Origin of the sequence: Psychrobacillus sp. FSL K6-1267 (assembly GCF_038003265.1) — a bacterium.
In the GTDB taxonomy this organism is placed as follows: domain Bacteria; phylum Bacillota; class Bacilli; order Bacillales_A; family Planococcaceae; genus Psychrobacillus; species Psychrobacillus faecigallinarum.
The window spans coordinates 1,751,004-1,771,432 of the sequence record NZ_JBBOOR010000001.1; the positions used below are offsets into that span (position 1 = coordinate 1,751,004).

The window sequence follows — 20,429 nt, forward strand, 5'->3', positions numbered from 1 at the left end:
AGAAATGAGGAAAAGAGGCGAGGATACATGGTAATGGTATCAGAGCATGCTGTGAACGAAAAAGGGCACCTATTAATAGGTGGTATTGACTCCTTAGAACTTGCAAAAACATATGAGACTCCTCTGTTTGTATATGATCTGTCTCTTATTAGAGCTAGAGCTAGAGCCTTTTTAGACACATTCAAGCAAGAAAATGTAGTTGCACAGGTTGCCTATGCAAGTAAAGCCTTCTCTAGCGTTGCGATGTACCAAGTGATTGAGCAAGAAGGCTTATCCTTAGACGTTGTCTCCGCTGGAGAACTATATACAGCTATTAAAGCAGGGTATCCTGCAGAGCGTATTCATTTTCATGGTAACAATAAAAGTGTTGAAGAATTAATATTAGCTATGGAGCATAAAATTGGTTGTATAGTGGTGGATAATTTTTATGAAATTGAGCTTTTAAAACAACTAACTGTTAAACTCAACCAAAAAGTGAAAGTTCTTCTGAGAGTGACTCCAGGGGTTGAAGCACATACCCATGATTATATTACGACTGGACAACAAGACTCAAAATTCGGATTCGATTTGATGAATGGACAAGCAGATAAAGCTTTCCAACAGGTTTATAAAGATGAATTTATTGAATTACTGGGATTGCACTGCCATATCGGGTCCCAAATTTTTGAAACAATCGGATTTAAAGTGGCAGCAGAGAAGCTTATTACTAAAATGATTGAGTGGGAAAACACCTTTAATTACGCTTGTACAGTGCTAAATTTAGGTGGAGGGTTTGGGATTAAATATACGGAGCAAGACACACCATTAGAACCGTCTATTTATGTGAAGGAAATGGTGATTGCAGTAAAAGATTTAGTTTCCAAAGCGAACCTAGATATGCCTGAAATATGGATTGAACCTGGTCGTTCGTTAGTAGGGGACGCGGGAACGTCACTTTACACGATCGGCTCGGAAAAAGAAGTGCCAGAAATACGAAACTATTTAGCGGTTGATGGCGGTATGTCTGATAATATTCGCCCAGCTTTATATGGAGCGGAGTACAGTGCAGCTATTGCTAACAAAATGGGAGAACTCAAGGAAGTGGAGTATACCATTGCTGGTAAATGCTGTGAATCTGGTGACAAGCTAATTGAACATATTACACTACCAAAAGCTTCACCAGGGGATATTTTGGCTGTTTTTTGTACAGGTGCATATGGTTATGCAATGGCAAGCAATTATAATCGCATAGCAAAACCCGCCGTTGTTTTTGTTGAAAACGGTCGTCACCAGTTGGCAGTGAAACGAGAAACTCTGGAAGACCTTGTTCGTCTTGACCTTCCCTTCACGTTAGAGAAAGGAAGAGGCTAAGTGAAAAACAAGAATGTTATTTTGTTTCTAATTATATTTATAGTTGGTATAGTATGGGGAGCATTGTATTGGTTCCTTATAGCACCAAATGTTAAACTATAGTTGGACAATTATCATAAAAGGTAGTAAAGTTCTTTTAAAGAAATTAAAAGAGGGTCTAAAACATGTTATGTCGTTATAAAAAAGCATATGAAAAAATTTCTATGGGGCTGTTGTCTTTCATGCCCAATGAAAAAGATTTGAAAAAATTGCTAGAAACAATTCATCAATATGAATCTAATCCAGATTGGCATTTATTTGTTTGGAAAAAGGATGAAGATGTAGTAGGAATTGTAGGAGTTCGTATGGAAGGCACTGAAGGTGTCATTCAGCATATTTCTGTGAATCCTTCTCATCGAGGTGAAGGTATTGGCAAAAATATGGTTCAAACACTGTCGAATATTTTACAAACCACCACTGTAAAACCAACAGAAGAAATAAAACCTTTCTTTGAAAAATGCAATGCAGATAAAGAAGAGAACTGACCTTAGTGGCCTTCTCTTCTTTTTTTCTGTTTTTCTCGTTCTTCAAGTATTTCAGAGCGATCTCTAAGCATATGTTTATGAATAAGAAAATTTCGATCTTCTTCTTTTACGAATGGTATCTCCTCAACCCGGGAAAGAAGCTCCTTGTTTTGGATGTCAATTTGAAATCCTAAAAATGGTTCCTGCCTTTGGATAGAATTATAGGCATTTGTAGCATCTTGGTATAATCGATGAAAATTAATAGTTTCAAAGAAGGGAGAGTGACTTGTTTCTTTCATTCGCTTAATACTGCCACCCATTGTTTTTAGTGCTCCTGAAAAATTCCCTCTACGCCAATGGTACATAGAAGTGGAAAGTAGGATAAGTGCAGCCAAAGAATGTACTTTTTGGCGAGGTGCAACTTCCTTCCAATAGTCTTCTAACAGCTCGTGGCATTCGAAATAATCGTTGATGTCATTAAATTCTTTTAAAAATTGAACAAAATTAGGATGGAATGTAGGGTGCATTACAATCACCTTTCCTCTATAATTATGATTAAAATTAATATTAGGTGGAGTTTTATGTCTTACGAAGTAAAAACAGAAGCATTTGAAGGTCCACTCGATTTATTATTACATTTAATAAATCGTTTGGAAATAGATATATATGATATTAAAATGGCCGAAATCACCACGCAATATATGGAACACATACATGCGATGCGTGTGCTGGAGTTAAATGAAGCAAGTGAATACTTAGTGATGGCCGCTACCTTGCTCTCTATTAAAAGTAAAATGCTTCTTCCGATTCATCAGGATGATCAACTGGAAGATGATTTTGATATTAATCTTGACGATCCTAGGGACGAGTTAGTTCTTAAATTAATAGAGTACAAGAAATACAAAGAAGCTGCTAGTAATTTGCAAGAGTTAGAAGAAACTCGAAATCTATTTTACACTAAGCCTCCTACGGATTTGAGTGGCTATCAAAGCAATCAGCAATTGGCCTTGTTTGATCTTGAAGTAAATGTTTACGATATGCTTGGTGCTTTCCAGAAGATGCTTCGGAGAAAACAGCTAAATGCTCCTCTCCATACTCGCGTAAGTAAACAAGAGGTCTCCATTCGAGAGTCGATGAATAATGTAATCTCTGCATTAAAAGAGCATAATGGAAGACTGTCATTTTATGAGCTTTTCCCTACTAGAGATAAAACAACAATTGTTACTACTTTCTTGGCAATATTAGAGCTTATGAAACGACAGGCGGTCAAGGTTGAGCAGAAGAAAAATTTTGAAGATTTATTTGTTCAACTAGGAAAGGAAATAGAAATATATGAAGAAATTGAAGAGTAAAATAGAAAGCCTCTTATTTGTTAGTGGAGAAGATGGCTTAACAAAGAAACAGCTTGCATTTTTAACGGAGGAAGATGAAGAAAATGTAAGAGAAGCTTTAGACTCGCTTATGATGGAATATGAAGATTCTGAGGAAAGAGGAATTCAACTTAAACAACTTGCTGGCACGTATCAATTAGTAACGAAGGAAGAAAACGTGGATTGTATTCAAAAGCTAGTTGAAAATCCTACTACTCAATCTCTATCTCAGGCATCTTTGGAGGTTTTGGCTATCATCGCATATAAGCAGCCTATTACAAGGGTAGAAATAGAGGATATAAGAGGAGTGAAATCAGAAAGACCGATACATACTTTATCTGCTAAAGGACTAGTTCAAGAAGTTGGACGTGCAGAAGGAACGGGTAGAGCTATCTTGTACGGCACCACACAGGAATTCCTACAGTACTTCGGTTTAAAAGATATAAGTGCATTGCCTCCTTTACCAGAAGATGTGGAAGTAGACGATATGGGAGACACCGATTTGTTTATGACCAAGTTTCAAGAGGCATTTGAAGGATAGAAATAAATGAAAAAGGAGTATTTTCCATTTACAAAAAAGCGTTTATACTAGTTTTGTTTTTTCTTTTAATAAATATTAGTAATGCCCATGCAACCTCATCCTCCTATGCTGTTATTGATGCTAAGACAGGAAGACTATTGCTTGGAAGTAATGCGGATGTAGAGTTGCCTATTGCAAGTCTTACAAAGGTTTGGACGGCTTTGACTGTGTTGGATAATGCCACACTTGACGAAGAGATCACAATTTCTTCTGTTGCTGCTGCCCAGGAGGGTTCCTCGCTCTATTTACAGCCTGGAGAGGTCTGGACAGTTAACTCCTTACTGCATGGTCTTATGCTTCAATCAGGAAATGATGCTGCATACGCTTTAGCAGAGCATACAGGAGGGTCATTAGAAGGTTTCGTTAAGCTGATGAACGAGAAGTTTGAATTAGCAGGGTTAGATCATTCTCACTTTACGAATCCGTCAGGTTTACACAATGACGATCATTACGCTTCTGCACATGACATGGCTAATATGTTCCGTTTAGCACTCCAAAATGAAGACTTTAAAAAAATCTCCTCCGCCAAAAATTTTGTGCCAGAGGAACGTTCGATCAAATGGAGAAATAAGCACAAACTAATGCACTTCAACGAGTACACCGTTGCCGGAAAAACTGGCTATACGAAGAGAGCAGGAAGAACCCTTGTCACTTATTTAAAAGATAAGGATAAGGAAGTTATAGTAGTGACATTGAACCACTCGAATGATTGGAATACTCATGTCTCCTTGGCTGAGCAAGTCTTTCAAAACTATGAGAATGTTAAGGTAGTGGAAAAAGGGAAATATCAGCTATTTCAAAAAGACGTGATAGAAGTAAAAAAAGACTATTATTTATTGTTGAATAAAGAGGAACAGGATCAGTTGAATAATGTTCTAATTATTCCTCGTAATAACAACGAGAAAAAGCCTTATTTGTGGAAAGTAATGATTGATAAAGATGTTGCACTAGAATTTAATGTGAAGAAAGTCAAATAATTTTGAGAAGACAGTTTTTCCAAAAGACTGTCTTCTTTTATTTTATGTAAAAGTGTGACATAATTCACTCATGTATGGAAAGAATGGACGAGGTGAATTACTTGGAAAGATTACAAAAAGTATTAGCACACGCAGGTGTTGCTTCTAGAAGAAAAGCTGAAGAGTTAATTTTGGAAGGAAAAGTAAAAGTAAACGGTAAAGTAGTGAAGGAATTAGGTACAAAAGTTTCTGACTCTGATACGGTGGAGGTTGAAGGAGTAAAGTTAGAGAAGGAACAAAAAAAATACTACTTACTTTATAAGCCAAGAGGAGTTATTTCTGCAGTAACGGATGACAAAGGTAGGAAAACCGTGACGGATTTATTGCCTCATGTTACAGAACGCCTATATCCAGTAGGAAGATTAGATTACGAAACGTCAGGAGTACTACTTTTAACAAATGACGGAGATTTCTCGTATGCGTTGACCCACCCTAAATTTAAAGTGGACAAAACCTATGTGGCGAGACTTAAAGGAATACCACTTAAGGAACAATTAAGACCTCTTGAGCGTGGAGTTGTCTTAGAAGACGGCAAGACCGCACCGGCAAGGGTAAAGCTTTTGTCTTCTGAAAAGAAAACGAATAAGTCGATTGTAGAAATCACTATCCATGAAGGAAAAAATCGTCAAGTACGACGCATGTTCGATGCAATTGGTTTTCCTGTGCAAAAACTAAAAAGAGAACGATTTGGCTTTCTAACTTTGCATGGTTTAAATGCAGGGGAGTGGAGAGAACTAACAACTCATGAGGTAAAACAGCTCAGAGTTCTTGCTGAAACAGGTAAAATAGGTAAATAACAATGAAAAGTTCACAAAGCCTTCATATGTCCTTCTCAATTTGGACATTAATTTTGATATAATATTGTCGGCAATGCATGGAATGGAGGAAATAAATTTGGCTCAATCCAAACAAAAACGTTTTTACATAAGAGCAGTTATTTTAGTAGTACTTACACTAGCAATTGTATTTACAATTTTCTCTAACGTGACTAAAGAAAAAAATGCAGTTTTACAAGTCGGCGATAAAGCACCGGATTTCCATGTGGTAGACACGAATGGAGAACAGCATAAGCTTTCTGATTACAAAGGACAAGGCATCTTTTTAAATTTCTGGGGAACTTGGTGTAAACCTTGTGCAAAGGAAATGCCTGCAATGGACAATCAGTACAATGTCTACAAAGATCAAGGTGTTCAGACTCTAGCTATTAATGTTGGAGAATCGGATTTAAAGGTAAATCGTTTTGCTAACCGTTATGGCTTAACATTTCCTATTGCAATCGATCAAAACAAAAGCTTGTTGGATTCCTATAATATTGATCCGCTACCAACAACCTTTTTGATTAGCCCGGAAGGTAAGATAGAAAAGATTATTAAAGGTGAGATGACCGAGCAAGATATTGCAAATTTCATGGAACAAATCAAACCTTCCTAAAGGAGTCTTTTAGATGGACAAGATAGTTTGTAAATGTGGGCACGTCAACCCTGCAGGTACAGAGCTTTGTGAAAGCTGTGGACGCCCTTTAAGTCAACAATCGAGAGAACAAAAGATTGTTGATATGAGATATGAAGGGTCTGCAAGACGTTCTCAAACCTATAACAAAACAATAATTGATAAAATCTGGAATTTCTTCTCTAGTGTAAAAGTCGGAATGTGGATTATCGTTGCTATCCTAATAGCTGCCGCTATAGGAACTATTCTGCCACAGGTTTTTTATGTTCCTGCAACGAGAGAAGAAGATATTGCAGCGTATTATGAGAGAGTGTATGGATGGTTTGGAACATTATATTATGAATTAGGACTTTCTGATCTTTATAGCTCCTGGTGGTTCCAAACGCTAGTGGGAATGCTAGGTATTTCTTTAGTCATTGCAAGTTTGGATAGAGTAATACCACTTTACAAATCTCTTAAAAAACAAAAAACAAAAAGACATATTAGCTTTTTGAAACGTCAGCGTGTATTCGGCGCAGCAGAAGTAGAAGCTCCTGTCGAATCTCTTGAGAAGGCGGAAGAAAAGCTTAAGTCAATGAAGTATAAGGTTAAACGAGAAGGAAATGCAATTCTTGCAGAAAAAGGTCGTTTTTCCAGATGGGGGCCTTACGTAAACCATTTAGGTTTAATACTTTTCCTGTTTGGTGTTATGCTACGTGCAATCCCAGGGTTTTATGTAGATGAAACTATGTGGATAAGAGAAGGAGAAACTCTTTACATACCACAAACAGATGGTTATTTCTTAGAGAGTAAGGATTTCATCTATGAAACATATACAAAAGAAGAGTCAGAAGAAGTTTTTGGTGAAGCACTTGATAGAGTGGGATCGATTGCTAAAAATTATCAAACGGATGTAGCTTTATATAAAGGGCCAGATGATGCAGTCGCTGGTCATCCCGAAGACTTAAAGTTAGTGAAGGAAGAGTCCATCCAGGTTAATGAACCTTTGAAATTTGATAATTTCTCTGTGTTCCAGATGGATTTCCGTCTTAATGAATTAAAGTCTATGACTTTCCATTTGGAGGACAAAGCTACTGGTACTGATCATGGTCAGTTTACGGTGGAGTTATCAAATCCACAAAGTATGTACGAGTTAAATGATGGTTATAAGGTAGAAATTGTAGACTACTACGCTAATTTTTCTGGTTTTGTAGATGGTGAACCTCAATCAGAGACTCCTGAGCCTAAGAATCCTGCATTTTTAGTGAAAATGTACAGCCCGGAATATCCAAAAGGTGAAACTAGTTTTGTCATGATTCAAAATACATTAGAACCTTTAGGGGAAACAGAATATAAAGTTAAATTTGAAAGTGTAGAAACTAGAGATATGTCAGGTCTTACAATTCGCAAAGATTTAACACTTCCTATTCTAATGCTTGGTGGACTTATCTTTATGATTGGTGTTGCACAAGGGTCTTATTGGAACCATAGACGTATTTGGCTTCAATATTTAGAGGATGGACAGATGGTAGTAGCTGCTCATACGAACAAAAACTGGATGAGCGTTAAGAAGGATATCGATGAGGTTTCGAAGATAACCAATATACCACCATACGAAGATCAGCAAGATTTAGATGCAAAACAAGAAAAAGAGGAAACAGAGGAAGGTGTAAAATAAAATGACAATGGTTTCTGTAAGTGAGACTTTATTGTTTGTAGCGTTTGTCGCTTATTTGGTTGCTACGTTTTTATTTGGTGGAGCAGTCAAATCTTCAAGTGCAGCAGCTACAAATTCATATAAACGATGGGGAAATTTAGCAATTATAGTGACGATTATTGGTTTTGTAGCTAACTTGGGTTATTTTATTACCCGTTGGATTGCTGCTGGACATGCACCAGTAAGTAACTTATTTGAATTTACTACAGCATTCGGAATGCTCGTAGTAGGAGCTTTTATACTTATTCACTTTATCTATAAAACTCCTGCTCTTGGTCTTTTTGCATTGCCTATAGCAGTGCTAATCATTGCCTATGCAAGCATGTTCCCAAAGGATATCACTCCATTAATCCCAGCTCTAAAAAGTCACTGGTTAACTATTCATGTTATTACAGCAGCACTTGGTGAAGCTATATTAGCAATCAGTGCAGTAGCGGGTTTAATATGGTTACTAAAAAATATCGACCTAACAAAACCGTCTAAGCAACGTTTTTGGATAGAAGCAACCATGTACCTTTTAGTTTTAGTTTTAGGTTTCGTTATTTCAACTGTTTCATTTTCTGCAGTAGATTATTCAGCAGAATATTCTTATATAGACAAAGAAGGAAATCCACATGATATAGAATATAACCTACCAGCACTATTTGGTATGAATGAATCAGAGGTTATTACTGATGGGGCTATGGAACCGCTAATTGAAGTTCCACCTTTAATTAATGGTAAGAAGTTAACGACTGTTGTATGGGCAGTCCTATTCGGTACAGTACTTTATGGATTACTTCGATTAATCTTACGTAAACGTATTGCTACAGTTTTACAGCCATTAGCTAAAAAAGCTAATTCTCAACTAATGGATGAAATCGGGTATCGCTCTGTATTAATTGGCTTTCCTGTATTCACATTAGGGGCTCTAATATTTGCAATGATATGGGCTCATGAAGCTTGGTCTCGTTTCTGGGGCTGGGATCCAAAAGAAGTTTGGGCTCTTATCACATGGTTATTCTATGCGGTATTCTTACATTTAAGATTGACAAAAGGATGGCAAGGTGAAAAATCTGCATGGTTGGCATTAATAGGTTTTATCATCATTATGTTTAACCTTATTGCTGTAAACTTAATCATTGCGGGTCTTCACTCATACGCATAAGTAAGTCAAAAGTAGTGTCAAAAAGCTCTACATTCAGCAGAATGTAGAGCTTTTCTTTTCTTTTATGTTAAGTAATTGTACAATATAGAATAGATGTAGATAGAAGGGTATGATATTTAAATGTCAGAAATGATAAAACTTTTAGTAGTAGATGATGAAGAACGTATCCGTCGTTTGTTGAAAATGTATTTAGAAAGAGAAGGGTATATGGTAGAGGAAGCTGAAAACGGAGAAGCTGCTCTTTTGCTCGCTTTAGAAAATGAATATAATTGTATTCTCCTAGATATTATGATGCCTGAAAAAGATGGTATAGAGGTTATTACAGAGCTTCGAGAACATAAAGACACACCAGTTATTCTTTTAACAGCTAAGGGCGAAGAAGCTAATCGTGTAGAAGGCTTTGAATTGGGAGCGGACGATTATATTGTAAAACCTTTTAGTCCAAGAGAGGTTGTTCTTAGAGTAAAGGCACTTCTGAAAAGATCAGCAGCATTTTCTCCATCACAGACAGTTTCCATTTCTAAGGATATTGTTGTATTTCCTCATTTAACCATTGACCATGATGCACATAGAGTCACTGCAGATGGTGAAGAAGTTAGCTTAACTCCAAAAGAATATGAATTGCTTTACTTCCTTGCTAAAGCGCCAGATAAAGTTTTTGATCGGGAACAGCTGTTAAAAGAAGTTTGGCATTACGATTTCTTTGGAGATTTACGTACAGTAGATACCCACGTAAAAAGATTACGTGAAAAATTAAATAGAGTTTCTGAAAAAGCTGCGAAAATGATTGTAACTGTTTGGGGAGTTGGCTATAAATTCGAGGTAGGAAATGAATAGGATTTGGAATAGTGTGGTCGGGAAGCTATGGGGAACCATATTGCTTCTCGTCTTATTTGTGTTGTTTATCGTTACAGTCCTAATGCTAGAATTTTTAGAAGACTTTCATACAGAACAAGCGGAAGAAATTCTTAGACAAGAAGCTGCTACTATAGGGAAAATTGTAGAACAGCATGAAAATCTAGAGAATTCCCTCTCCATTATTAGTGATATTTTAGGCTCGGAAACAAATACATTAATTGTAAGAAATGCAGATTCTGTATTCCTCTCCGTTCAAGAGGGTCTCAATAAAGAAGTTATCAATGATAAAATATTAGAAGACGAGCAGCTTTCCAAGATTTATACTTCGGATAAAACAATTATTAAGAAAATGCTAATGCCATCCATGACAGAAGAAAATCGAATGGAAAACTATATAATTTTGGCATCTCCTCTAGAAGCTGACGAACAGGTTCATGGAGCAGTTTTTATTTATCAAAGCTTAGAAGTTGTAAATAAAACCTCTAATAATACAACAAAAATTGTATTTCTGTCTGGATTTATAGCTCTGTTACTTACAACCTTGCTTACTTTCTTTCTTTCTTCTAAAATCACATCTCCCCTTCGATCGATGCGTGAGGCGGCTTTAGAGCTAGCAAAAGGAAACTTTGAAACGAAGGTACCTTATACGCAAAGAGACGAGATAGGGGAGCTTGGCTCTGCATTTAACAGAATGGGTAAGCAATTAAAGCATCATGTGGAGGTAATCAATCAGGAAAAGGAACAGCTTTCAAGTATTCTCACTTCTATGACAGATGCCGTAATTACGTTCAACAAAGAATTTCAAGTACAGGTTAGTAATCCACAGGCTGACCAACTGTTAAATAAATGGCATGAAGAAAATGACATTGCTAACAAATCAGATTTACCTGATGAACTTCAGCATCTTCTAGAGCATGTATTGCATTTAGAAGAAGAATTAGATGAGGAATTAGAAATAAGAGGATCATACTTCTCTGTGTCGATCAGCCTTCTTTATAGCAATGAATCTGTTCGTGGGGCAGTGGTCGTATTGCGCGACATGACTGAGCAACATAGATTAGACAAAATGCGTTCAGATTTCATCGCTAATGTTTCTCATGAGCTAAGAACACCTATTTCTATGCTGCAAGGATACAGTGAAGCCATTATCGATGAAATAGTCACGACAGAAGAAGACAAAAATGAAATGATTCGGGTTATTTATGATGAATCTAAACGTATGGGTAGACTTGTAACAGAGTTATTAGATTTAGCGAGACTTGAATCAGGTTATTTGAGCATACACAAAGAAAAAGCAGAAATTGTTTCGGCAATCGAAAGGATTACCCAAAAATTTGACCAAGCTGCGAAAGAAAGTAACGTTCGCTTAAAGTTTGATCACAATATACCTTCTGAGGAATTAATCGAAATTGAGATAGACGAAGATCGTATGGAACAGGTTTTAACGAACTTAATTGATAATGCTTTAAGACATACTCCGGAAGAAGGCTCTGTTTCCGTACTGTTAGAGAAATCCAAAAACCAAATCATTATAAAGGTATCAGATACTGGATTTGGTATACCTGCAGAGGATTTACCTTATATTTTTGAGCGGTTTTATAAAGCCGATAAAGCTAGAACTAGAGGGAAAGCTGGCACTGGCCTCGGCCTTGCTATTGCCAAAAATATAGTCGAAAGACACGAAGGTCACCTATCAGCAGAAAGCACAGTCGGGGTAGGCACAACATTTATTATTCAATTGCCATTAAGCTAATGTAACAAATCGGGAGATGAAACGACTAATTGAAAGAACGGGGGGAGCATTATGAATGACTCCGTTTTCCACCGCTTGTATGATACCTATCATCAAGACGTTTTTCAGTTTTTGATCTATCTAGTTAAAGATAGACAAACTGCGGAAGACTTGGTCCAGGAGGTTTATGTTCGTGTTCTAAGAGCTTACAGTAAATTTGAGGGAAAAAGCTCCGAGAAAACATGGTTATTTTCAATTGCAAAAAATGTAGCTATTGATCATTTTCGAAAGCATTCCGTTAGAAAGAAAAGAATGTTTGATGCTTTTGACTGGGAATCTACACAGCTTGCATCAAAAGACATGTTGCCGGAGGATTTTACTGTTTTAAATGATGAAATGAAAGCCTTGCTACTAGCTTTAGATACATGTACTGGAGATCAGAAAATGGTAGTCATTATGAGATATTTTCAAGAGCTGTCCATTGCTGAAACCGCACAAGTATTAAATTGGACAGAAGGTAAGGTAAAGACTACTCAGCATAGAGCTATTAAATCACTTCGAGAAAAATTATCTGATAAACAAAAGGAGGGTAATGTTTTACATGAGTAATCAAGAAGAAAAGAATAAAGCGATAGATGAGCTCTTACACAACATGCCCAAGTTCACAGATAATCGTTCGAAGGATGAAGTATACAATCGAGTGAAGTTAGAAATGGATTCTTCCGATTTAAATAAAGTCATACGAAATAATAAATGGTTTTCTAAATGGATGCCACTTTTAGTGTCTGTTGCTTCTGTTTTGTTGTTAACGTTCTTAATTTCTTCATACTTGGGTACAAGTAGTGAAAAATCTGCAATCCAGCAACAGGCTACAGACAAATCGGACATATTGAGAACGTTGGACGTTGCTCCTGCCTCTGAGGTAGAAACAACAGAGGGCGGAATGGAAGCCAAGGAAGATGCGGCTATAGAAAATTCAAATGATGTAGTCAATTCTTTAGCTGTCGAAAGTGAATTAGTGCCCGTTCAAGCCTTTAACAACGCTAGAACTGTATATGAAGATGATTTAAATGATGGAATTCCATTTCATTTTTCTGTAACAGAAGGGGCAGAAGCTTACCCAATCACAATAATTATACCTAAGGATAAAATAAACGAAGATTTTACTGACGGATTGCCAAATAGTCTTCAGTTATATGAAAAATATGCAAGCACTATAGATGAATCTGCTCTAGGGTTCGAGGAATATTTGCCCTTGCAAGGTAATTTAGTTTCAGATGGCGATACGCTTCAACACTATTTACCTAAAGGGCATGGTTATGATGCTGCTTCAGCTACTTCCGGAGTGTATACTGATACAATTCGTCATATTTTTAAGGACTTTTCCTTCCTAGAACGATTAAGTGAGGATGGCACAGCTATCAATTGGGACCAAGTAGGAGTAATAGGGAAAAAGGAATTGGCAAGCGGAAACAAAGAACGAATGTATTTTAAACACACAATGAATAGCGGACTGACATTCCTTGTTCCAAAGGATGCTAAGTTTGAGAATGCTTTTAAAGATATGCCAAAATCAGCAAATGATCTTTATACGACTGTAGTACCGAAAAATGTTAGTTATGAGGTATCAGAGGAAGACAACACGGTTGTAATAACATTTGACGAAGCATTAGATTTGGCAACATTGGAATATGAAGATTCTATTCTTATGATTGAAGCCTTTACTTTAACAGCTGCAAGCTTCGATAAAACAGTTCGTCTAGAAAATGTTGTACAGAAGCAATGGGATCGATTTGATTTGACAGCTACTTTACCAATCCCAATTGGCCCTAATGGGTACATGATGAACTACTGAATAATAAAGAGTCGACCTACTAATTAGTCGGTCGATTTTTTTATTGGGTTTTTTATTCGAAAAAAGTGTTTTATAACCGGATAGAAAAATTTATGACCGTTCGGACGAGTTTTATGACCGGATAGAAAAATTTATGACCGTTCGGACGAGAGTTATGACCGGATAGAAAAATTTATGACTGTTCGGACGAGTTTTATAACCGGATAGAAAAATTTATGACCGTTCGGACGAGATTTATGACCGGATAGAAAAATTTATGACCGTTCGGACGAGAGTTATGACCGGAAAGAAAAATTTACGACCGTTCGGACGAGATTTATGACCAGATAGAAAAATTTATGACCGTTCAGACGAGAGTTATGACCGGAAAGAAAAATTTATGACCGTTCGGACGAGAGTTATGACCGGATAGAAAAATTTATGACCGTTCAGACGAGAGTTATGACCGGATAGAAAAATTATGACCGTTCGGACGAGTTTTATAATCGGAAAGAGTTATTTATTACAGTTATATATTAAGGTGAACAAAAATCACTGTATTTTAATTTCATAAAAAAGATTCATCTGTTAATATACTTAAATCGAAACAGTTGTATTGCATATATTAATATAGTTTGATAAAATGATTGTAATTCGAGATAATCTTGAATGACAATAAAATATTGATTCATCTTCGGGGCAGGGTGAAATTCCCGATCGGCGGTATTAGAAGAGTTTTTTCTTGAGCCCGCGAGCCGTAAAAGGCAGGATTTGGTTAAATTCCAAAGCCGACAGTATAGTCTGGATGGGAGAAGGTGAAGGTGCAGTCGTTTTTCGTATGCTCTTATACGGATACGCTTATTTAAGTGTACCTTTTTCTCCTTTAAGCTTTATTTGCTTAAGGGATTTTTTGAGTATTGATAACGAACTGAACCTTTCTTCTTGTGGAGTGAATCGCAAAAGGAGAGAGGATTTATGGCAAAAAGTAAGACGCGAATGCTTATTGCAATCGCAATGCTAAGTAGTATTTCTTTCGTTTTAATGCTGCTTGCATTTCCGTTACCAGTTTTACCAGCTTATTTGAAAATTGACTTCAGTGATATCCCAGCGTTAATTGCTGCTATCACAATGGGGCCAGTTGCAGGAATCATTGTAGCTTTCATGAAAAACGTACTAGATTGGTTCTTTTCAGGAAGTCCCACAGGCGTTCCAGTCGGTCATATGGCTAACTTCGCAACTAGTATTTTGTTTTTGACACCTGTTTATGTCATTTATCGTAAAGTTTCTTCCTCTAAAGGGATTGCTTACGGCTTAGGCGTCGGGACAGTTTGTATGGCTCTTGGTATGAGCCTGTTAAATTATTACGTTTTCTTACCAATGTATTCGTACTTTTTAAACTTCCCAGCGGAAACAGGAACAGCTTTATTTAATTCTATCATTTACGGTATTTTACCGTTTAATCTGATAAAAGGTATTATAGTTACAATTGTTATGGTTGTTCTATTTAAACGATTGAAGCCTATACTAGACAAGGTGAGCGAGTCGTTTAAAGTTCCAAATATAAATTAAAGATATGTATGACTGCTGGCAAACTAGACAATTTCTAGTTTGTCTGCGGTTTTTATTTTTTTGTAGGTATAGCATTAACCTGCCACTTAAGTTTATAGAAATATAAAAAGCCAAGAAAAATGAGCTAGTCATCCTTCTTGGCATTAATATACTATTCAAATTTTAGAGCGTCGCCTTCAAATGATTCTTCAGCAACTTTAATGGAATCGGTAGGGCAGCCTTCAAATGCATCCTCCATGTCCTCCATCAGTTCCTCTGGAACTTCCGTTGTTCCCGTGTTATCATCTAAAATAACAAAGGCAATACCTTCATCGTCATAGTCATATATGTCTGGAGCAGCTGCTCCGCAAGCTCCGCATGCGATACACGTATCTTTATCTACTATAGTATATTTTGCCATTAGTATATTCTCTCCTTTAATTCTACTTATAAGAATTAGCTATCTTATTCATTCTAAAGCTGTTTACGTTTCTTTTCAACAAAAATACTTTCAAACTGTGAGGTATTTAAATTGTATTTTAGCCAACTATTACTAAATATTATTCAAAAATTTAATGGGGAACGGTCAGCAATGGCTTCCTTTTACTTATTAAAAGGGATAAAATCTGGACAAACCATTCAAGATGTCACTTATTTTAATCTACATCGTTTTTTCTCTATTTATCCGAAGTTAACACAAGAAGAATATAAGCAGCAGTTGTTTAAACTCCAACAAAACAACTGGATTGAAGAGGAAGATTCTCTACTAAGGATTAGTCATAAAGGTTTAAAACAGTTAACTGGATATACAGAACCTTTGTTTAATGGCTGGGAGCTAAGGGGAAATGAAAAATTGTTCTGGTCAAGATTAGAATTAGTAGTCCAAACACTATCTTATTTTAATAAAAATGAAACTAGATTTATTCCCAATCAAAAAGATTATTCGGTTCACCAGTTTGTGAAAGATTACTTACGAGGGAGAGACTATAAATCATCAACATTTCAAAAGGACTTTAAAAGTCAGTTAGAGCATTTACTTCAAATTGCTGAGTTACAGGAAATACATCGTATACTATTAGTCTATCGAATGAGCGGTTATCACATTAGTGGGCTCACATGGGAGCAATTAGCACTGGAGTGTGGAGAATCTATTATAGATATGAAGCTTCAATTTGTAGAAGCGTTGCATATTGTCTTAGATAACATCAATCAAGAAAGTCATCCAGATTTAATAGGTTTAACAAAAGAGATTTTTGTACATAGTCCTTTAACACAATCCGCTTTAAAGACCGAACAGCTTTTAAAGGAAGGTTACTCTATCCAAGATATCGCTGCCCTAAGATCTTTAAAAGCAAATACAATCGAAGATCACTTAATAGAAATAGCAGCAGCTGATCGAAGTTTATCATTGACATCATTTATATTGAACGACCAAATAAAAAAAGTGCTAGAATTCTCCAATAAACATCAAACCAAAAAATTGAGGTTAATTCGCGAGAACATACCTGAGTTAAGCTATTTTCAAATTAGACTGGCTTTAGCTAAAGGGGAGAAAGAAAATGGATGAACTTCAACACATTCTTCAAACAAGGTTTGGATATAAAGATTTTAGAGAAGGACAGAAGGAAATAATCGAAAAAGTCCTAGCTGGAGAGGATGTAGTAGCTATTTTGCCCACTGGGATGGGTAAATCGTTGCTGTTCCAGCTACCAGCATATTTAAAGAATGGAGCGGTGCTAATAGTATCCCCTTTGCTTTCTTTAATGCAGGACCAGGTAGAGCAGTTAAAAATGATGGGAGAAAAAAGAGTAGTGGCCATCAATTCATTTTTATCCTTCGAGCAAAGAGAAAAGGCGTTATCTGGTTTACAAAATTATAAATTTATTTTTACATCACCTGAAATGTTACAGAATGAGCGTTTTCAAAGAAGGTTAGCTAGTTTAAATTTAGCTTTTATAGTTGCTGATGAAGCGCATTGTATTTCCCAGTGGGGATTTGATTTCCGACCTGATTATTTAAGGATCTCTGAGTCGCTTAAATCGTTAAGAAAGGCAAATGTGCTAGCCTTAACTGCTACAGCCACAAAGGAAGTTGTAAAAGATATAAAAACTACCTTGTTAATGGAACAGCCATTTGAATATATTCATTCCTTGGATCGTCCTTATATTGCTTACGAAGCACATGAGGTGGAGAGCCAAAAAGAAAAGGTAGAATGGATATTAAATAGGATTACTAGCACTACTGGACCTGGTATATTATATAGTCAGTCGAGGAAAAAAACTGAATTTTATACAGAAGAGTTACAAAAAAAGGGCATCAGAGTCGCTTATTATCATTCTAAAATGGATCAAGATGACCGTATTCTCATTCAGCAACAGTTCCAACAAGGCCATTTAGATTGGATTTGTGCTACGAATGCTTTTGGAATGGGTATACATAAGGATAATATTAGACAAATTATACATGATCATATACCAACCTCCGTTGCCAATTATATGCAAGAGGTTGGACGGGCAGGTAGAGACGGAAAACAGTCCATTGCCTCCATTCTTTATATGTTATCCGATGTAGAACAAGCTTATTTTGTTGCGATGCAGGATTTTCCCGACGAACAGGATATTATCCTTGCATATCAGACCAATGAAAATCAGGTGCAGTTATCTGAAACAACGGAAAGAATTTTAGATTATTGGAAAATGGTATTGTCAACAGAGGAAACTATAGAACTGTTTAAGAATATTCGACAAAAAAAATGGATAGAAATTCAAAGCTTGTACACGCTATTACAAAATGAGAATTGTATTAGGGAACAGGTAATTGCCTATTTCGATCAAAAGCTGATAGACAAGCCTTTAAATTGCTGTTCAAAATGTTCTTTAAATCTTCAAGAGTTATTTCATTTACACGATAAACCCCTTATCCATGCTACAGTATTAGATTGGAAAAGTAGATTAGGCAGTATCCTATAATACTTAACAACATTTACATTTTCAACAAAATTCGTCATAATAGTAGTAGATAAGTGGAAGAATGGAGTTTGACTAATATGAGTAAAGATGATTATCAAAAAAAGATTGACGAACATAGACAGTCCATTGGTGTAGAGAGTGAAGCAACTGAATTGAGAAGAAGTAGAAGAAATCCACCAGGTAAAAAGAAAAAGAAAAAGAATATACTCATCCCATCCTTGTTTTTTATATTTATCTTATTGCCTGCAAGTGTTTTGATTTATGTACAATTTTTTTATCAACCAGAAAGCGAAGCCTCAACTGAAGACGAAGGAATCATACAGGTTGTTACTAAGCCAATTTCGAATTTGAACAGCAGCAGTGAAGAAGAGGAAGAAAAAGAAGAGGCAAACGAAACGGAAGAAAATCAAACTTCAGAAGCAGAGAAGCCTGAAGATACAACAGAAGTGCCTCAATCAACTCCAGCCCCTCCGGCAGTTGAACCTAAAGAAAAGGAGGAGGCAGCAACACCAGCACCAACTCAGCCTAAAAAAGAAACTGTACAAGAACCAAAAAAAGACGCGAAAACTCATATAGTTAAGGGTAATGAAACATTATATCGAATCGCGATGAACTACTACAATAATCCAGAAGCAGTCGAAAAGATAAAAGCTGCAAATGGACTAGCTTCCAATGAAATTTATGAAGGACAAAAATTAATTCTGCCATAATCACAAGTTGGAAGGATAAATTCACTTTTTATAGAATATATAGGTATAGACCGTTTTGGAAAGAGGTGTTTGTATGTTTGTAAAAAGTGTAATGATACCAAAGGAAAAATGCTTAACTATTAAAGGCAATGCTTCAGTTTTGGACGCTTTAAATGAACTAGAGGCAAAGGATATTGATGCATTACCAATTATTGAGGATGGAAAGTATAAGGGGATGTTTAACAAGTACCTTTTATACAAGGCGTTCTTTTATAGCAACACAGATAAAGATACTTTTTTGAAACAAACAAAGGTATCTGATGTTGTAACAAGGGAAGATACATTTGTTCAAACTAGTGATGTGTTTGAACAGGCTTTTATGAAGCTATATGATTTTCCAATTTTAGCAGTAGTAGAAGATGAGAAGTTCTTAGGCATAGTCACACGCTATGACACAATTCATCAGTTTAAAAGTGCATTTGGTATGAATACAAAGGGCACTCGAATTGCCTTTACTTCTGTAGAATCTGAAGGAAGAATTCTGAAAATGTCCGACATTTTGCATAAGTATCACACTTCTGTAATTTCGCTAGTAACATTTGATGAAACTGACAAGCTAGTGCGCCGAATAGTTCTTAAAATTGACAATGAGCAAAAATTAGATCGAATTATTCAAGACTTAGAAAAGTCAGGTTTTCGAGTGTTACATATTGATAAAGATGAGTAATATAATCAATATAACGAATGGTTTAAGGACAGGGATAAAATCCCTGTCTTTTTGCTGGAAAGATAATATAGTCATGCTGAAGCTATAGCTGATACCTCTCGTGTTTCCCCATTTGCTTTTCGGGGTAGATATAGGCGCTTGTGCTTTTTTTATAATGGTTAGGGGGGATTTAATGTTGTATATAGTAATAACAGTTTTGGTATTTTGCTTGCTTCTTTTCACATATATGCTCTTTTTAGCATTTCAAACGAATGTCAAAGAACATAGTCTCTGTGTAAAAGAAATACCTAAAGGAGAGCAATTCCATATATTTTTTATATCTGACATTCACCGTCGGAAAATTAAAGATGAACTCATCCACAGTATTATCGGAAAGGTGGATGTAGTAGTTATTGGTGGAGACCTCACGGAAAAAGGAGTACCATTGAATCGGACAGAATTCAATTTAAAGCAATTAAAAAAGCTTGGCCCTGTTTTTTATGTTTATGGTAATAACGACCGAGAAGTCGGAGAAAGTAACTTATTAACTTTGTTCGAATCCCTTGATATTCATATTTTGAACAATAGTTCTGTAGTTCTTTCTAATCTAAATCCTTCCTTGCGATTAGTAGGTATTAATGATGGCTTTGTCGGAAAAGTAAATATAGCAGAAGCCTTCGAGGATGTAAAAGAAGAGGATATCTTAATTTTTGTAACACATGCACCAGCATTCTTTCATGCGGCTCAAAAAATAAGTAACCCACGATTAATGTTGGCTGGACATTTACATGGCGGTCAAATTCGTATTGGTCCTTTAGGGATATATGAAAAGGGTAGTTTTAGATTGAAGGAAAATAAAGCAGAGTTAATAAGCAATGGGTTTGGTACTACAGGCGTACCGCTGCGCCTTGGTGCTAAACCAGAATGCCATATCATTACTCTTAAAGGTTGTAAATGATTAGTAAAAAGTAAGAAAGGAAGT

At 36.2% G+C, this 20,429-nt stretch carries 20 protein-coding genes, 1 pseudogene and 1 riboswitch; of the genes and pseudogenes, 19 read left to right on the plus strand and 2 right to left on the minus strand.

All coding sequences use genetic code 11. The features are described 5' to 3' along the window. Positions 1–27: 27 nt before the first annotated feature. Entirely contained in the window at positions 28–1,350 is a 1,323-nt protein-coding gene (gene lysA / locus MHB55_RS08725) for a diaminopimelate decarboxylase (RefSeq protein ID WP_144536971.1), read from the plus strand. 164 nt (positions 1,351–1,514) lie between these two features. Further along, the gene (locus MHB55_RS08730; RefSeq protein ID WP_144536969.1) at positions 1,515–1,874 is read left to right on the plus strand and encodes a GNAT family N-acetyltransferase; all 360 of its coding nucleotides are present in this window, start codon (positions 1,515–1,517) and stop codon (positions 1,872–1,874) included. Positions 1,875–1,876: 2 nt separating this feature from the next. Here the strand turns inward: MHB55_RS08730 and MHB55_RS08735 are convergent, their stop codons facing one another. Further along, entirely contained in the window at positions 1,877–2,380 is a 504-nt protein-coding gene (locus MHB55_RS08735) for a DUF309 domain-containing protein (RefSeq protein WP_151110199.1), read from the minus strand. Between the two features lie 54 nt (positions 2,381–2,434). On the opposite strand from MHB55_RS08735, the gene MHB55_RS08740 reads away from it, so the two are divergent. The 12 genes and pseudogenes from MHB55_RS08740 (at position 2,435) to MHB55_RS08795 (ending at position 15,104) form a co-directional block, all read left to right on the plus strand. Then, on the plus strand, positions 2,435–3,205 hold the full coding sequence (locus MHB55_RS08740; RefSeq protein ID WP_340863040.1) for a segregation/condensation protein A: 771 nt from the start codon (positions 2,435–2,437) through the stop codon (positions 3,203–3,205). Next, positions 3,186–3,764 (plus strand): SMC-Scp complex subunit ScpB, encoded by a 579-nt coding sequence (scpB, locus tag MHB55_RS08745; protein ID WP_144536965.1) that lies wholly within the window; start codon positions 3,186–3,188, stop codon positions 3,762–3,764. Before MHB55_RS08740 ends, scpB begins: the two co-directional genes overlap by 20 nt. A 53-nt stretch (positions 3,765–3,817) precedes the next feature. Beyond that, entirely contained in the window at positions 3,818–4,780 is a 963-nt protein-coding gene (locus tag MHB55_RS08750; RefSeq protein WP_191697443.1) for a D-alanyl-D-alanine carboxypeptidase family protein, read from the plus strand. Positions 4,781–4,881: 101 nt separating this feature from the next. Next, positions 4,882–5,616, plus strand: coding sequence for a pseudouridine synthase (locus tag MHB55_RS08755; protein WP_144536961.1), 735 nt, complete (start codon positions 4,882–4,884; stop codon positions 5,614–5,616). A gap of 97 nt (positions 5,617–5,713) precedes the next feature. Then, entirely contained in the window at positions 5,714–6,250 is a 537-nt protein-coding gene (gene resA, locus MHB55_RS08760; protein WP_305076191.1) for a thiol-disulfide oxidoreductase ResA, read from the plus strand. A gap of 13 nt (positions 6,251–6,263) precedes the next feature. After that, entirely contained in the window at positions 6,264–7,925 is a 1,662-nt protein-coding gene (gene resB, locus MHB55_RS08765; RefSeq protein ID WP_151110197.1) for a cytochrome c biogenesis protein ResB, read from the plus strand. Between the two features lies 1 nt (position 7,926). Then, positions 7,927–9,111, plus strand: coding sequence for a c-type cytochrome biogenesis protein CcsB (gene ccsB / locus MHB55_RS08770; RefSeq protein ID WP_151110195.1), 1,185 nt, complete (start codon positions 7,927–7,929; stop codon positions 9,109–9,111). Positions 9,112–9,231: 120 nt separating this feature from the next. Then, positions 9,232–9,948, plus strand: coding sequence for a response regulator transcription factor (locus MHB55_RS08775; protein WP_144536954.1), 717 nt, complete (start codon positions 9,232–9,234; stop codon positions 9,946–9,948). Further along, the gene (locus MHB55_RS08780) at positions 9,941–11,722 is read left to right on the plus strand and encodes an ATP-binding protein (RefSeq protein ID WP_340844373.1); all 1,782 of its coding nucleotides are present in this window, start codon (positions 9,941–9,943) and stop codon (positions 11,720–11,722) included. The genes MHB55_RS08775 and MHB55_RS08780 overlap by 8 nt, the downstream gene beginning before the upstream one ends. A gap of 45 nt (positions 11,723–11,767) precedes the next feature. Beyond that, positions 11,768–12,310 (plus strand): annotated as a pseudogene (sigX, locus tag MHB55_RS08785) (RNA polymerase sigma factor SigX); the annotation flags it as partial. Beyond that, on the plus strand, positions 12,303–13,556 hold the full coding sequence (locus MHB55_RS08790; protein WP_340863041.1) for a hypothetical protein: 1,254 nt from the start codon (positions 12,303–12,305) through the stop codon (positions 13,554–13,556). The pseudogene sigX and the gene MHB55_RS08790, both read left to right, overlap by 8 nt. A 665-nt stretch (positions 13,557–14,221) precedes the next feature. Continuing rightward, positions 14,222–14,356: riboswitch (FMN riboswitch) on the plus strand. Between the two features lie 154 nt (positions 14,357–14,510). Further along, positions 14,511–15,104: an ECF transporter S component gene (locus tag MHB55_RS08795; protein ID WP_144536946.1), complete on the plus strand. Its 594-nt coding sequence runs from the start codon at positions 14,511–14,513 to the stop codon at positions 15,102–15,104. A 151-nt stretch (positions 15,105–15,255) separates the two neighbouring features. On the opposite strand, the gene MHB55_RS08800 is transcribed toward MHB55_RS08795, so the two are convergent. Beyond that, positions 15,256–15,504, minus strand: coding sequence for a ferredoxin (locus MHB55_RS08800; protein ID WP_144536944.1), 249 nt, complete (start codon positions 15,502–15,504; stop codon positions 15,256–15,258). 111 nt (positions 15,505–15,615) lie between these two features. Between MHB55_RS08800 and MHB55_RS08805 the strand changes: the two genes are divergently transcribed. The 5 genes from MHB55_RS08805 to MHB55_RS08825 all read left to right on the plus strand — a co-directional run bounded on the left by MHB55_RS08805 (position 15,616) and on the right by MHB55_RS08825 (position 20,405). After that, the gene (locus MHB55_RS08805) at positions 15,616–16,650 is read left to right on the plus strand and encodes a helix-turn-helix domain-containing protein (RefSeq protein WP_340863042.1); all 1,035 of its coding nucleotides are present in this window, start codon (positions 15,616–15,618) and stop codon (positions 16,648–16,650) included. Beyond that, positions 16,643–18,052, plus strand: coding sequence for a RecQ family ATP-dependent DNA helicase (locus tag MHB55_RS08810; RefSeq protein WP_151110187.1), 1,410 nt, complete (start codon positions 16,643–16,645; stop codon positions 18,050–18,052). The genes MHB55_RS08805 and MHB55_RS08810 overlap by 8 nt, the downstream gene beginning before the upstream one ends. A 77-nt stretch (positions 18,053–18,129) precedes the next feature. Next, entirely contained in the window at positions 18,130–18,762 is a 633-nt protein-coding gene (locus MHB55_RS08815; protein WP_151110185.1) for a LysM peptidoglycan-binding domain-containing protein, read from the plus strand. 73 nt (positions 18,763–18,835) lie between these two features. Then, complete coding sequence (locus MHB55_RS08820; protein WP_144536936.1) at positions 18,836–19,468, plus strand: CBS domain-containing protein; 633 nt, start codon at positions 18,836–18,838, stop codon at positions 19,466–19,468. Positions 19,469–19,640: 172 nt separating this feature from the next. Beyond that, positions 19,641–20,405: a metallophosphoesterase gene (locus MHB55_RS08825; RefSeq protein WP_191963865.1), complete on the plus strand. Its 765-nt coding sequence runs from the start codon at positions 19,641–19,643 to the stop codon at positions 20,403–20,405. The last annotated feature ends 24 nt before the right edge of the window (positions 20,406–20,429 follow it).

What these genes read in the sequence shown, in the direction of transcription:
- MHB55_RS08820 (WP_144536936.1), top strand. Translation starts at nt 18,836, where the DNA reads ATGTTTGTAAAAAGTGTAATGATACCAAAGGAAAAATGCTTAACTATT.
- lysA (WP_144536971.1), top strand. Translation starts at nt 28, where the DNA reads ATGGTAATGGTATCAGAGCATGCTGTGAACGAAAAAGGGCACCTATTA.
- MHB55_RS08730 (WP_144536969.1), top strand. Translation starts at nt 1,515, where the DNA reads ATGTTATGTCGTTATAAAAAAGCATATGAAAAAATTTCTATGGGGCTG.
- MHB55_RS08775 (WP_144536954.1), top strand. Translation starts at nt 9,232, where the DNA reads ATGTCAGAAATGATAAAACTTTTAGTAGTAGATGATGAAGAACGTATC.
- MHB55_RS08815 (WP_151110185.1), top strand. Translation starts at nt 18,130, where the DNA reads ATGAGTAAAGATGATTATCAAAAAAAGATTGACGAACATAGACAGTCC.
- MHB55_RS08780 (WP_340844373.1), top strand. Translation starts at nt 9,941, where the DNA reads ATGAATAGGATTTGGAATAGTGTGGTCGGGAAGCTATGGGGAACCATA.
- MHB55_RS08735 (WP_151110199.1), bottom strand. Translation starts at nt 2,380, where the DNA reads ATGCACCCTACATTCCATCCTAATTTTGTTCAATTTTTAAAAGAATTT.
- MHB55_RS08825 (WP_191963865.1), top strand. Translation starts at nt 19,641, where the DNA reads ATGTTGTATATAGTAATAACAGTTTTGGTATTTTGCTTGCTTCTTTTC.
- scpB (WP_144536965.1), top strand. Translation starts at nt 3,186, where the DNA reads ATGAAGAAATTGAAGAGTAAAATAGAAAGCCTCTTATTTGTTAGTGGA.
- MHB55_RS08810 (WP_151110187.1), top strand. Translation starts at nt 16,643, where the DNA reads ATGGATGAACTTCAACACATTCTTCAAACAAGGTTTGGATATAAAGAT.
- ccsB (WP_151110195.1), top strand. Translation starts at nt 7,927, where the DNA reads ATGACAATGGTTTCTGTAAGTGAGACTTTATTGTTTGTAGCGTTTGTC.
- MHB55_RS08790 (WP_340863041.1), top strand. Translation starts at nt 12,303, where the DNA reads ATGAGTAATCAAGAAGAAAAGAATAAAGCGATAGATGAGCTCTTACAC.
- MHB55_RS08795 (WP_144536946.1), top strand. Translation starts at nt 14,511, where the DNA reads ATGGCAAAAAGTAAGACGCGAATGCTTATTGCAATCGCAATGCTAAGT.
- MHB55_RS08800 (WP_144536944.1), bottom strand. Translation starts at nt 15,504, where the DNA reads ATGGCAAAATATACTATAGTAGATAAAGATACGTGTATCGCATGCGGA.
- MHB55_RS08740 (WP_340863040.1), top strand. Translation starts at nt 2,435, where the DNA reads ATGTCTTACGAAGTAAAAACAGAAGCATTTGAAGGTCCACTCGATTTA.
- resB (WP_151110197.1), top strand. Translation starts at nt 6,264, where the DNA reads ATGGACAAGATAGTTTGTAAATGTGGGCACGTCAACCCTGCAGGTACA.